Source organism: Chryseobacterium sp. Leaf394 (assembly GCF_001424105.1).
Classification (GTDB): Bacteria; Bacteroidota; Bacteroidia; order Flavobacteriales; family Weeksellaceae; genus Chryseobacterium.
This window is the reverse complement of record NZ_LMQH01000011.1, coordinates 116122-129309: the sequence shown is the minus strand read 5'-3', so window position 1 is coordinate 129309 and position 13188 is coordinate 116122. Positions and strand designations below refer to the sequence as shown.

The following is a 13188-nucleotide window of genomic DNA, read 5'->3' as shown; positions in this document are numbered from 1 at the left end:
TATAGGAGATTGCTCTCCTATACATTTGAAGAAACTCTAGTTAGATTGTGTTACTACAATAGAATTTCCACTACCTTGCTGTGAACCCCAGTGTGTTTGTGTTGCACCGGTTTGTGAAACATTACTGAAATTATTATATCCATCTTGCATTGCAGTGGCTTTGTTTCCAATACCATCCTGAGCAATTCTAAGATCGTTGTTTCCTGTTCCTTGTTGCGTACCGCCAATAGTATGATTTGATCCAGTTTGATCCAATTTCGCATAGTTGGCATCTGCAAACTGATTGATTTTAATCTCGTTACCAGCTCCGTTTTTCTGAGTAGCAAACTGTCTGCTTCCGCTACCGTAATTTTGTTTACCGCTAATTAAACTTCCATTTACATTGTCCTGAGTATGCTCAGTCCAGTGATTGTTTCCAGCCTGTGCAATTTCGGCTTTATTTGAATCTCCATCTTGTTTTTGGATAGAGGTATTCATATTTCCTTTCTGATTGGCGCTAACAATGTTTAAGTTACCATCTTGTTTTTGGTCTATTTTGTTGTATGTTGCAGCAACTCCGCTACTTTCTTGCATACCTGTAGCCGTATTTTTATATCCATCTTGTACTTGATCAATCAATTGACCAGTCATAGCATTACCAGCGAACGTGTTCATTCCCTTCTGTGTTGCAGTAGCAGTGTTTACAGTACCTGTCTGACTTTGATTAACTTTCGACCCAATTCCAATTCTATTGTGCTGTGTAGCAGTCAATACGTTATCAGATCCAGACTGAATTTGCATAATTTCAGCGTTACCTGCCCAGTTTTGTGTAGCTTTAGTTATGTTTGCATTTCCACCTTGAGTTTGAGTAACTTTAGAATTAGATGCCCATGCTGTAACACTAGATCCATCTCCCTGAACTGTTTTAGCATCGTTGCCAGAACCGCTTTGCTGTGTAATATTCGTGTTTGAAGCTCCTGTTTGCTTCACATCACCAATGTTATTCGTACTTTGCGTATAAGTATTCTTGTTAAAGCTTCCTCCTTGTACAACATTTAATGTGTTACCTCCCGCACTCTGCGTGTTTGTGTTTTCATTCGATTGAGCATACGTCATGCTCACTGCTAATAGTGCAAATGCACCGGTTACTAATTTTTTCATTTTTTTTAATTTTTATGGTTTTAAACTTCTACAAATCTACTTTTCTACAAAATGCAAAAAATCATGTCTAAACGGTAAATTTTAAAAATCACGGATTCAGTTACTTTATCTAAAGGTTTTGGTTACATCACAGTCATGGAAAACCGTTATATTTTTTACCGTAGAAATACGGTACGTTATTTGAAAAACATTTTTCCGGATTTTCTATCTTATATTATTATTTTTACCCTATGAAAAGTTTCGGAAAAGACCTTTTAAATAAAATTAAACAGGCAAAGCTCAGTGGCGAATTTGCTCATGGTATTTTTTCGCCTCCTTCACGCCCTGTATTTACCTATGAGCAGGTTTTAGAGAAAAATCCAAAATTTGCTGCTGTCAATATTGTTATTTATCTGAAAAATGATGAATGGTATTTTCCGCTGATTCAGCGCACAGAAAATAAAAGAGACCGGCACAGCGGACAGATATCTCTCCCCGGAGGAAAAAGAGAAGAACTCGACAGAGATTTTGCCGATACAGCCATCCGCGAAACTTCCGAAGAAATCGGTCTCGAAAAACCTTACGTAAGAATCATTCGTGAAATGTCACCCATCTACATTCCTCCAAGTAATTTTTATGTCTATCCTTTCATCTCCTACTCCAAAAGAAATCCTGAATTTATCCTTGAGGAAAGTGAAGCTGTGGAAGTTATAGAATTCCCTATTACCTCTTTTTTAAATTTACCGGATACACCCGAGATGATGTCTCTCGAATCTGCCGGAGGAAAAGAAGTTCCGGTAATTAATTTTAACGGATACATCATTTGGGGAGCAACTGCGATGATCCTCAGTGAATTCAGCCAATTGCTGAAAAAAATGTAACTTTGCACAATCGTTTTTACTGAAGCATGGCCAAAAAAAATATATTTACCGATGCATTCGGAACTCCTTACTTTTTGAAAAGGATGATTATTATTATACTCGGTATCGTTTCTTACAGACGGTTCAACGGCTTTAATAAACTGAAAATCACCGGAACCGAGCATTTGGTGGATCTTCCGGATTCCAATGTACTTTTTGTATCCAACCATCAGACGTATTTTGCTGATGTGGCTGCTATGTATCATGCATTCTGTGCAGTGAACAATGGCTATCTTAACAGTATCAAAAACCCCATTTATCTTCTTAATCCTAAAATCGATTTCTATTATGTAGCTGCCGAAGAAACGATGAATAAAGGAATTTTACCTAAAATTTTCAAAGTTGCCGGAGCTGTTACCGTAAAAAGAACCTGGAGAGCTGAGGGAAAAAATGTAAACCGGATGGTAGACCTTACCGAGGTAGACAATATTATGAAAGCCCTGCAAAATGGCTGGGTAGCGACATTTCCTCAAGGTACCACCGCTGCTTTCGCACAGGGAAGACGTGGAACTGCCAAACTGGTAAAAAACCAGAGACCGATTGTAATTCCAATTAAAATAAATGGCTTCAGAAGAGCGTTTGATAAAAAAGGACTCCGCGTAAAGGTAACCGGAGTAAAACCAACCATGGAATTTAAACCGCCACTTGATATTGATTATGACAAAGAAAATTCTCACGATATTCTTCTCAAAATCATGACCGCTATTGAGCAAACTGAAGATTTTAATATACTTCATACCTATGACGAAGAGCTTAAAGCTAAAAAATCACAGGAAAAAAATTCTTAAAACTAAAAACAAATGAAAAAATTTACCGCATTTTTTCTTATCATAACCTTCCTGATCTCTTGCAATACGCAGAAAGCGTTTTCAGAATTTGACTACAGCTATTCTAAAACCGGAGGTTATGCTCCAATGTATGAAAACCTTCTCATTAAAGGAAATAAGGTTTATTACTCTCTTGATTCAAACGAAAAAAAAGCAAAAAAAAGATTCAAACTTTCTGATGCAGATCTGCAGAATGTAGAAAAAGTTCTTGCAGACAATCAGTTCAGAAAAATCATGGAAGACCGCAAAAAAATCTACGACAGAGCTTCGGTAACGGTGACCATAAAAAAAGGAGACAACGCCGGAAGCAAATCAGACGCAAGCCTGATCATGGCAGTTGACCAGAAAAAGTGGGAAAATATTGTAGAAGTTTTCCAGAAAATCATCGACAACAACGTAAATAACACAAAATAATTTTGAAAACCCATTTCATTGCCATTGGAGGAAGTGCGATGCATAATCTAGCGATCGCTCTTAAAGACAAAGGATATCAGGTAACCGGTTCAGATGATGCCATTTTTGAGCCTTCAAGATCAAGACTTGAAAACAAAGGCATTTTACCAGAGGAACTTGGTTGGTTTGCAGACAGAATACATTCAGATATCGATGCTGTAATTCTGGGAATGCACGCCCATAACGACAATCCCGAACTGGCAAAAGCAAAGGAGTTAGGTTTAAAAATATATTCGTACCCCGAATTTCTGTACGAACAGTCAAAAAACAAAACAAGAGTCGTAATTGCAGGATCTCACGGGAAAACCACGATTACATCAATGATTCTTCATGTTCTCAATTTTCATCAGAAAGATGTGGATTACATGGTCGGTGCTCAGCTTGAAGGTTTCGACTGTATGGTCAAGCTCACGGAGGATAACGATTTCATGGTTTTGGAAGGTGACGAATATCTTTCCTCTCCTATCGATTTACGTTCAAAATTTTTACTGTATCAGCCAAATATTGCTTTGTTGAGTGGTATTGCATGGGATCATATCAATGTTTTTAAAACTTTTGATGATTATATTGATCAGTTCCGAAAGTTCGTGGCGAGTATTACACCTGGAGGAGTTTTGGTGTACAATGAAGAAGATCCTGAAGTTGTAAAAGTGGTTGAAAGTGCTGAAAATTATTTCAGAAAAATGCCATACAGAACTCCGGAATATGAAATCAGCAACGGTAATGTTCTTCTGAAGACCGAATTGATGGGTGATGTACCGCTTTCTGTTTTCGGAGCTCACAATTTACTGAATCTTGAAGGCGCAAGACATATCTGTCACACTTTAGGGATTATGGATGAAGAATTTTATGAAGCGATAATGAGTTTCAAAGGTGCCTCAAAACGTCTTGAAAAAATAGAGAGAAACGATGGCGGAACGCTTTATAAAGATTTTGCCCACGCACCCAGCAAAGTGAAGGCCGCAGTGAAGGCATTCTGTGAGCAGTTCAAAAATAAAAAGAAACATGCGTTTCTCGAGCTGCATACCTATTCAAGCTTAAATCCTGTATTTTTAGAGCAGTACGACCATGCGATGGACGGACCGGAAGAATCTGTCGTTTTCTATTCTGAAGACGCTCTGAAAATCAAAAGAATGGAAGCCATTTCACCTGATCTGATCAGGGAAAAGTTTAAAAATGAAAACTTAAAAGTATTCACCAATGCCGAAGATCTTCATGAATACTGGAGCACTTTAGACAAGACAGACGGCGTATTTCTAATGATGAGTTCAGGAAATTTCGGCGGCTTAGATTTAAGTAAATAATTTTTTTTTAAATACAAAGATTAAATCCTTTTCAAATTCAGAAAAGGATTTTTTTGTTATAAAGATTCGCAGTTTTTAATGAAATTTTTCAAAATAACCTCAGTAGAATCTTCACTGTAATTTTGAATGGATTGTCCAAGCCAGAGATTAACAAATTCAGCATTTTTAGCTTCTTTTGCAGCTGTTCTCAAAACTCCTGTCAGTTTATTTTGATAAGGATACGGCAAAATATAAGATGATTCATCCAGCGTCTTTGTAAATGTATTTTGAATGCCTCTTGCAAACCTTCCGGAAAAAGATTTGGTTAAGATAATTTCGTTTTCTTTTACCTTAAACAAACGCTGTTTTTCAAAATCCTGTAAAGCACTTTCTTTAGAAGCCAAAAGCATACTTCCAATTTGAAATCCGCTGGCACCAAGATCTTTTGCAGCTTTTAAAGTCTGAGCATTGTAAATTCCACCAGCGTAAATCAAAGGAACTTTCACGGAATCAAAAACCTGTGAAAGCAAAGATAATCCGCCAATCTGCGGAATATTTTCGTCAGTAAAACTTCCCCGGTGACCGCCCGCTTCCCATCCCTGAACACAAATGATGTCGATTCCTGAATTTTCGAGTTGTACAGCTTCTTCAACGGAGGTACATGTCCCGATCAGCAGAACGTCATTGTTTTTTAATTTAAGAATACTTTCGGCATCAGGATTTCCAAAGGTGAAACTTAAAATTTTACATTTTTCAGCTATAACAGCGTCGATCTGTTCATGATAACTGTTGATTTTTATATCCTCAAAGTCCGGCAGATCGACATGAATTTTATTCCGCAGCGCAAGATCTTCAAGGAAATTTTTGGTTTCAGAAAAATCACTTTTAAGTTTTTCAGTAATTTCCGGAATTTTGTGAAGAAAAATATTGACAGCAAAATCTCTGTTCGTCAGTTTTTTCGTTTTATGAATCTGTTCCGATGATTTCTCAGCCGGTAAATCTGCCAAAGCCAAAGAACCGAGGCATCCTGAATTATTCGCAGCAGCCACCATTTTCGGAGTACTTACTCCAAACATCGGCGCCTGAATTATGGGAAACTGAACACGCAGTTTTCTACTGAGGTCGTTTTTTAAATGCATAAAAAATCGGTTTCAGTAAAATTAAAAATTTTAAGCCAGACCGACTTTTATTTAAGATTAATTTTGTGAAGATTCCACAACACGGTTACGTTCTTTTGCAAGCATCACAATAGATAGTCCGCCCATGATCAGCATTAAGAACAACTGAAGTGGTAGAGAAATAAACGAGTAAGTAATTCCCAATTCGCCACCCGCATCACCATTTTTGCCCATAGCAAGAAAAAGTGTCATAAAACCGTATTTCATAGCGAGATTAAAAGCTCCGATGCCACCACTTGCCGGAACGATCATTCCCAAGGTACCGACAACGATGATGAAAAAACCATCAGCAAAAGTAAAATCTGAAGTTTCGGGAAGTGCAAAGCAAACTAAATATGCCGCAAAATAATAGGAAACCCAAATGGCAAGCGTATAAAAGATAAATTTACCTTTCTTCTCCAGTTTGGATATGGAAGCAATGCCTTCCCAGATTCCTTTTGCAAAATTGATGAGCTGTGCTTTTTTAAATTTTATCAGATAGACAACAAGAGACACAATAAGAACAGCAACAAAAATTTTGACAGCCATATAAAAGAATGCAAAATCCTGAATTCCAATCTTCATTAAAAACTCTTCAAAACCGGTGGGAACATGTTTTTCTGTCGAAGTTTCTTTTTTAGCAGTGACGTAATTATAAAAAGAAATAATTGCATCAAATTTAAAAATCACCGTCAGAACCAAAAAACCCATCATGCAGACAAGATCAATTACTCTTTCCAAAATAATTGTTCCCACAGATTTGCTTACCGGAACATTTTCAACGCCGTACAAAGCAGTAGCACGGGCGACCTCACCGCTTCTCGGAATGGTAAGATTCATGAGATAACCAAATGAAATACTCCACAAAGCGTTCGAACTGGAAATTTTATGCCCCATCGGTTCCAGCAGCAGATTCCACCGGACAGCACGGAACCAATACGCAAGCAGTCCGAAAACACCTGCAAATGCTACCCACCAATAATTGGCTTTCGACAGGGATTTTTGAATAACCTTAAAATCAAGTCCTTTTGTGGCGTACCATAAAAAAAACGCAGCAAAAGCAAGGGAAATAAGGATCGTTAAAAAACTTTTTACGGGATCTTTTTTCTTCTCGTCCATTACATTTTAGGTAAGAAGATTTGTTTTCTCGTCCGGAAAAACAATTTTCGGCTGAAAATCTCTCGCTTCTTCAGGGCTCATCTGTGCATAAGCAATAATAATAATGATGTCGTCACGCTGCACTTTTCGGGCAGCCGGGCCATTCAGACAAACTTCTCCGGATTTTCTTTTACCTTTGATCACGTAGGTGTCAAAACGTTCACCGTTGTTCACATTCACGATGTAAACCCGCTCTCCCACTACCAATCCTGCAGCATCTATAAGATCTTCATCGATGGTAATACTTCCGATATAATTAAGGTCTGAAGCCGTAACTCTTACCCTGTGAATTTTAGATTTGAAAACTTCTATAAACATGGCACAAATTTATTAATAATTTTCCAAAATGCAGCTGATTAAAATCTTACAAACAGCTTAATTTCATGTATATCACAATTAATAATTTTCAATTGATAATTAGGTTATTTTAGCAGATTTTCAATCATATTTTGATATTCATTAACGAATTATGCAAATTTAGGATTTAATAAAATTAAAATAAAACTGATTAATAATCGTAAAACATTATGTTTAGGGCATTTGGCACAATTTTAGCCACTGTAAATGCGTATTTTTCGCAGGTTTTCAAATTCACAGATTTTAATGATTTGTAAAGTTTTATGAAAATTTCAATAACTTTTATCAAAAAATTTGCACAATATGAAAATTATGCTAAATTTGCCTTTATAACAAACTAACTTTTAATATTACAAATTATGAACAAGTCTGAATTAATCGACGCAATTGCAAAGGATGCAGGAATTACTAAAGTTGCAGCAAAAGCTGCTTTAGAATCTTTTATGTCTAACGTAACTTCTACTTTACAGCAGAAAGACGGAAAAATCTCTTTAGTAGGATTCGGTACTTTCTCTGTAGCTGAAAGAGCTGCAAGACAAGGTATTAACCCTGCTACTAAGATGCCAATCAAAATCGCTGCTAAGAAAGTAGCTAAATTTAAAGCAGGTGCTGAGCTTGCTACTGCTGTTGCAGGTGATAAGAAAAAGAAGAAATAATCATACGGTTATAAAAAACTAAACCTCATCGGCTGATGAGGTTTTTTTTATGTCCAAAGACGTGAAATTTAAGGAGCCAGACGTGAAATTTCCCAATCCAAATCTCCCAAACTGTAAATAATACGGTCGTGCAGACGGTTGGGTCTTCCCTGCCAGAATTCAATTTCATATGGCTTGGCAACATAACCGCCCCAGTTTTCAGGTCTCGGGATTTCTTTATTTTCATATTCTTCTTCAAGCGATTTTAATTTTTCCTCAAGATATTCACGGTTCGGAATCTTTTCACTTTGAGGAGACACCACAGCCCCGAGCTGACTTCCCTTAGGCCTGGAATGGAAATAGCCGTCACTCAGATTTTCAGTTATTCTTTCCAGATTGGCTTTAATAATAATCTGCCTTTCCAGTGAAGGCCAGAAAAAATGAAGGCATGCCTGATGCGTTTTTTCTATAGATTTTCCTTTTCTGCTGTCGTAATTGGTATAAAATACGAATCCTTCGTGACTGTAAGATTTCAAAAGTACCATTCTAGTGCGCGGGCAACCGTCCTCCTCGACCGTTGAAACAGCCATTGCGTTGGATTCTGATACCGCAGGATTCTCTGAAGCCTCCAAAAACCAGTCTCTGAACTGCTCGAAAGGATTTTGTTTAATCTCATTTTCAATAAGTTGTAATTTTTCGTAAATTTTTCTCCTGTCGTGCAGATTTTCCATAAAGAATTTTTATTACATTTGAGTATGAATTACTCTTACAAAGGTAAAATATTAATCTCTACACCTGATATATCGGGCGATATTTTTTCCCGGTCTGTAGTGCTCATAATTGACCATGATGAGAGTGGAAGTTTTGGGCTTATACTCAATAAGAAAAACACCAAAATAAGCACCAGATTCAAAAGCCTTTTTGAATTTAAAATTGATGTCTATGATGGTGGACCTGTAGAGAATGACAAGGTTTTCTTCATTATTAAAGGTGAAAAAATTACAGAAAATTACTCCGAAATCACACCTGATTTTTACCTCACAGAAGATGTGGAAAAAGTAATCGCAGCCGTAATGACCAACCAGGTGCATGTAAACGATCTGAAAATATTTTCTGGATATTCCGGATGGATGGCAGGGCAGCTGGAAGATGAGATTTCCCGTAAAGTCTGGACGGTAGTGGATGTTTATAATCTGGATTACACGCTTCCAAACGACCAGACGTTGTGGAAATCGATCATGCAAAACCTTGGCGGTGAATTTCTCCTTTGGGCCAATTCACCTGAAGATATTTCAATGAATTAAAGACCTTAAAAAGCTGAAATTCATATATTAACAAATTTTTAAGTAACCTTTAACGCAGTTTTAAGAAAGATTTCACGTTATTTGGATAAATAAATTCTTACCAGAATGAAAACACTTAAACTTTTTGGCTGTGCACTTTTTGCAGCATCTTTTTTATCTTTTACCCCTTTAAACAAAAAAATAATCGTGATCGATGCCGGTCATGGAGGTGATGATTTCGGAGCTCAGCACAGCGGTTTCACAGAGAAAGAAATTGTAATGAATATTGCCCGAGAGATTAAAAGTCACAACAGTAACGATTCTGAATACGAAATTGTTTTAACAAGAGATTCAGACACAAATTCTCCATTGAGCATACGTACCGAGATCATTAACAGCATGAATCCTGTTGCTGTGATTTCTCTTCATGTCAACAGCAGCCCAAAACCTGAGTCTGACAAACAGGGACCTGAGATTTATACCCAGTCTTCGGAAGGTTCAAAAAAATTAGCAAAAATTATCTCAAAAAATCTTGGCGAATGTAGAATTGAAGAAAAAAATCTTCATATCTTAAGGGAATCAAATTCTCCTGCAGTATTAGTGGAGCTGGGCTTCATCAACAGTACAAAAGACAGAAAATATCTGACCAGCGCAGAAGGTCAGAAAGATGTTGCAGCTAAGTTTGAAAAGATTTTCAGCGAATTATAGATTAAAAATACAAATCTGACCAGCTCAGAAAAAAACCCGGTAAAGGACTTGAAACGTTGTTTACCGGGTTTGTCAATTTCAGAAACTTTCTTTCCATTCCTGCACAAGAGCTGTAAATCTTGTGTTGGTAAAAGTTTTATTCCGGATCTTTCCTACAGAGAAAATTCCCTTTTCATCGGAAATCAGGAGGATTTCTTCAGCTTTTTGAGATTCAAAGGCGATCATTTCACTCTCCTGAATCGTAACCAGTTTTTTCTTATCTAAAAAAGTCACAAAGTTTTCGAGCAAGGGCGAAATGTACGCTCCTTCTGTATGTTTTGGAATTTTTATGGTGTTTTCTTCTAAAAAAAGAAGATTGCCTAAAGCAGTCCGTGCAATTCTCTTATTTGGATTCAGGAATATCACATCATCCAGATCATTTTCTTCGGCATAAATGCTTCCGTAAATATTTTCTGGAGAATGTACTCTGATATTGCTTAACAGATTGGTGTTGACATTGATTTCCTTGATCAGATCCAACTCCAGATTTCTTTCATGAATATCAAGAACATCCGCAACCTCTGTCACTTCAAAAAAGTAGGATACCGTTGATTTGGAAAGCGTGATTCCGTCAGTATTTCTGTAAGCCAGGAAGTTGATAATTCCATTTTCTACCGACTTTCCCTGAATAATTTCAGTATTAAACAGATTCTGAAAAAACTCCAGAGTATAACTCAACGGAATATTAAGACGCATTTTCCGCATAGAAGCCATTAAAAAGAAATAGCATTCTTCATCCATGATCAGTTGAGCGTTTCTGATAAAAAAAGAAACTTTTACGGCATCACCCAAAGTAAAAGCTCTGTTGGCCTCTTCCACCGCACCGGAAGTAAAAATATAATTTTTCAATTTTTCTGAATTTAGCTAAAAAAATAATGAACGATAAATCGTTCATCAGTTTTATCCATTGATATTTTATTCTTAAGCAGCGCCTAATTTTATTCTTAGATTTTCGATCAGATTTTCCCAGTACAAAGCGTTCTCTTCTTCATCTCCATCTTCACAGAAATCTGTAATATTCAGAGCGAGATCTTCTGTAATATCATCGATTGTAATCGTCATTTCAAAGAAATTTTTGGTTCCCTCATCTTCCTCCCATCTGAAACGCACGAAACCTTCAGGCTTATATCTGATCAGTGTAGCCTTTTCAGCAGGACCACCGCCCCAGCTGAAAAAGAAATCGTCTCCTTTCTCTACAACATCCTCCGCAAACCATTCTGACAAACCCTCTGCTGTAGCCAGATATTCGTATAAAATCTCTGACAGACAGTGCATTGGAAACTCATAATGGACTTTATTTTTCGCCATATATTCTCTGTTTTAATCGTGTCGCAATATATAAATTAATTTTTTTATTTAACAAAACAGAGGTTACTTTTTTATAAAAGGTTTATGATTTTTGTCATAAGACTTTGCAAAGCTTTTATTAACGGTTAATTTTCATTTAAAGCTTCCAGAATCACAGCACACCCTTCCCGGATTTCGTCCTCAGAAATAGTCAGTGGAGGGGAAATTCTCATGTATTCGTTACGGTACAGCTGCCAGAAAACAATCAGTCCTTTTTCCATACACTTTTTGGCGATGTGGATGGTGAAATCGGGTGAGCCTAAATTTACAGCGAGCATCAGGCCTTTACCGTTGATGTTTTTAATTTTAGGATGAATTAATAGTTCCCTGAAAAGTTTTTCTTTGGCATCTGTTTCATTCATCAAACCACTGTCCAGAACTTCCTGTAAAGTGGCATGGCTTGAAGCTGCAATCAGAGGATTTCCACCGAATGTGGTAATGTGACCCAATTTCGGGGAATGAGACAGTGTTTCCATCATTTCTTTTGAACTCATAAATGCACCTACAGGAACGCCCCCGCCCATGCCTTTTCCCATCACGAGAATATCGGGAACAATTCCGTAATGTTCGAAGGCAAACAGTTTTCCTGTTCTGCCAAAGCCAGGCTGAATTTCATCTAAAATTAAAAGAGCTCCCACTTCTTCGCATCGTTTTTTAAGATTTCTGAAATAGTTCTCCGAAGGCATCAGAAAACCTGCTGCTCCCTGAATGGTTTCGGCAATAACGCACGCCGTTTTCTCAGTAATCTTTGGAAAATCTGCTTCATTATTAAACTCAATAAAGTTCACCATTGGCAGCAATGGTCTGAATTCTCTCTTATGATATTCGTTGCCCGCTACAGAAAGTGCACCGTGGGTATTGCCGTGGTAAGCGTCTTTCATGGAAATGATTTCTTCTCTTCCGGTATATCTTTTGGCTAATTTTAAAGCTCCGTCAATGGCTTCTGCACCACTGTTCACCAAATAAGTAACTTCCAGAGGATCGGGAACAGATTCTGCCAGAAGCTGACACAATGCAACAGGTTTTTCCTGAGCATATTCTCCATAAACCATGACGTGAAGGTATTTTTCTGCCTGCTCTTTAATAGCATCAACAATTTTCTGATGCGAATGCCCTAAAGTATTGGCAGAAACTCCGGCAACAAAATCAAGATATTTTCTGCCGTCAGTTCCGTAAATGTAACTTCCCACTGCTTTTTCAACTTCAAAACCTGCGGCAAACTGCGTCGTCTGTGCCTGATATTTAAAAAATTCCTTTTGCATGATTTCCTTTAAAAATGATTTGGCAAAGATAATAAGAATGAGTTGAAAAACTGTTTTAATGAAAATGGTCTTTATAAACTAAAGCTACGAAATAGAGAAAATTCGGAGAGCGAGGAGTGCGGAAATTTTAGAAATTAGTTAAAATAGTGCGGACACAAACGTGACGCATGTGATGGTAAGAACATCTCGCTCGTACCGTTTGCCATAAGAATAAAACTATGTGTTATTTTTTTTATACTGAAAACTTCCTAAAAATCTAACATTGTCTTTGAAAACAATTTTTTTTTCAGATTCAAAATCATACAGTAGAATAATTGAATTATCGTCTTTAAAGTCCATTTCGGAAAGTTTACCTGAAAAACTATTGTAATATGAGGCATTATTTAGCTTATCTAACTCTATTTTTTCAATAAAAAAAGCTGACTCTTGAAATTGGTTATCTATAAATCAATATTGAAATCCTCCATAAATTTAGAACTTGAATCTCCCTCCTCATCATAGATTTCCTTAATATAATAATGAAATTTTTCTTCATTCTCGAAACTCCCTACCCAAATTGATACAATATTTTCTTTTTCCATGTTCATTTATTTAGCAAAAATTTCCTTTAGCAAAACTGCGCTCCAATACTGCTACTCTT

Annotated in this window: 16 protein-coding genes; 7 read left to right on the top strand and 9 right to left on the bottom strand. The window is 36.9% G+C overall.

The window, feature by feature from the left end; translation table 11 throughout:
- Positions 1-36: 36 nt before the first annotated feature.
- On the bottom strand, positions 37-1140 hold the full coding sequence (locus ASG21_RS05245) for a hypothetical protein (RefSeq protein WP_056076784.1): 1104 nt from the start codon (positions 1138-1140) through the stop codon (positions 37-39).
- A gap of 230 nt (positions 1141-1370) precedes the next feature.
- On the opposite strand from ASG21_RS05245, the gene ASG21_RS05240 reads away from it, so the two are divergent.
- The 4 genes from ASG21_RS05240 to ASG21_RS05225 are packed head-to-tail and all read left to right on the top strand — an operon-like array spanning position 1371 to position 4623.
- Positions 1371-2000, top strand: coding sequence for a CoA pyrophosphatase (locus ASG21_RS05240; protein ID WP_056076782.1), 630 nt, complete (start codon positions 1371-1373; stop codon positions 1998-2000).
- 26 nt (positions 2001-2026) lie between these two features.
- Positions 2027-2827 carry a lysophospholipid acyltransferase family protein gene (locus tag ASG21_RS05235; RefSeq protein ID WP_056076780.1) on the top strand — a complete coding sequence of 267 codons (801 nt, stop codon included), beginning with the start codon at positions 2027-2029 and terminating at the stop codon, positions 2825-2827.
- A 12-nt stretch (positions 2828-2839) separates the two neighbouring features.
- Positions 2840-3280, top strand: coding sequence for a hypothetical protein (locus tag ASG21_RS05230; protein WP_056076778.1), 441 nt, complete (start codon positions 2840-2842; stop codon positions 3278-3280).
- Between the two features lie 2 nt (positions 3281-3282).
- On the top strand, positions 3283-4623 hold the full coding sequence (locus tag ASG21_RS05225; RefSeq protein WP_056076776.1) for a Mur ligase family protein: 1341 nt from the start codon (positions 3283-3285) through the stop codon (positions 4621-4623).
- A 56-nt stretch (positions 4624-4679) separates the two neighbouring features.
- Here the strand turns inward: ASG21_RS05225 and ASG21_RS05220 are convergent, their stop codons facing one another.
- The 3 genes from ASG21_RS05220 to panD are packed head-to-tail and all read right to left on the bottom strand — an operon-like array spanning position 4680 to position 7235.
- Positions 4680-5741, bottom strand: coding sequence for a nitronate monooxygenase (locus ASG21_RS05220; RefSeq protein ID WP_056076774.1), 1062 nt, complete (start codon positions 5739-5741; stop codon positions 4680-4682).
- A 57-nt stretch (positions 5742-5798) separates the two neighbouring features.
- Positions 5799-6878 carry a lysylphosphatidylglycerol synthase transmembrane domain-containing protein gene (locus ASG21_RS05215; protein ID WP_056076772.1) on the bottom strand — a complete coding sequence of 360 codons (1080 nt, stop codon included), beginning with the start codon at positions 6876-6878 and terminating at the stop codon, positions 5799-5801.
- Between the two features lie 6 nt (positions 6879-6884).
- Positions 6885-7235: an aspartate 1-decarboxylase gene (gene panD, locus ASG21_RS05210; protein ID WP_056033595.1), complete on the bottom strand. Its 351-nt coding sequence runs from the start codon at positions 7233-7235 to the stop codon at positions 6885-6887.
- A gap of 398 nt (positions 7236-7633) precedes the next feature.
- On the opposite strand from panD, the gene ASG21_RS05205 reads away from it, so the two are divergent.
- A complete protein-coding gene (locus tag ASG21_RS05205) occupies positions 7634-7930 on the top strand; it encodes an HU family DNA-binding protein (RefSeq protein ID WP_056076770.1) in 297 nt (98 codons plus the stop codon).
- A gap of 68 nt (positions 7931-7998) precedes the next feature.
- Here ASG21_RS05205 and pdxH read toward each other — a convergent pair whose 3' ends face one another.
- Positions 7999-8640 carry a pyridoxamine 5'-phosphate oxidase gene (gene pdxH, locus ASG21_RS05200; RefSeq protein WP_056076768.1) on the bottom strand — a complete coding sequence of 214 codons (642 nt, stop codon included), beginning with the start codon at positions 8638-8640 and terminating at the stop codon, positions 7999-8001.
- A gap of 24 nt (positions 8641-8664) precedes the next feature.
- Between pdxH and ASG21_RS05195 the strand changes: the two genes are divergently transcribed.
- Together ASG21_RS05195 and ASG21_RS05190 are read left to right on the top strand one after the other, a co-directional pair.
- Positions 8665-9213, top strand: a complete 549-nt coding sequence (locus tag ASG21_RS05195; protein ID WP_056076767.1) for a YqgE/AlgH family protein — start codon at positions 8665-8667, stop codon at positions 9211-9213.
- Positions 9214-9318: 105 nt separating this feature from the next.
- On the top strand, positions 9319-9900 hold the full coding sequence (locus ASG21_RS05190) for an N-acetylmuramoyl-L-alanine amidase (RefSeq protein WP_056076765.1): 582 nt from the start codon (positions 9319-9321) through the stop codon (positions 9898-9900).
- Between the two features lie 78 nt (positions 9901-9978).
- Here ASG21_RS05190 and ASG21_RS05185 read toward each other — a convergent pair whose 3' ends face one another.
- The 4 genes from ASG21_RS05185 to ASG21_RS19860 form a co-directional block, all read right to left on the bottom strand.
- Complete coding sequence (locus tag ASG21_RS05185) at positions 9979-10788, bottom strand: aminotransferase class IV (protein ID WP_056076763.1); 810 nt, start codon at positions 10786-10788, stop codon at positions 9979-9981.
- 72 nt (positions 10789-10860) lie between these two features.
- Positions 10861-11247, bottom strand: coding sequence for an START-like domain-containing protein (locus tag ASG21_RS05180; protein ID WP_056076761.1), 387 nt, complete (start codon positions 11245-11247; stop codon positions 10861-10863).
- A gap of 125 nt (positions 11248-11372) precedes the next feature.
- Positions 11373-12548 carry an aspartate aminotransferase family protein gene (locus ASG21_RS05175; protein WP_056076760.1) on the bottom strand — a complete coding sequence of 392 codons (1176 nt, stop codon included), beginning with the start codon at positions 12546-12548 and terminating at the stop codon, positions 11373-11375.
- A 440-nt stretch (positions 12549-12988) separates the two neighbouring features.
- Complete coding sequence (locus tag ASG21_RS19860; protein ID WP_157844509.1) at positions 12989-13129, bottom strand: immunity 22 family protein; 141 nt, start codon at positions 13127-13129, stop codon at positions 12989-12991.
- Positions 13130-13188 lie beyond the last annotated feature (59 nt).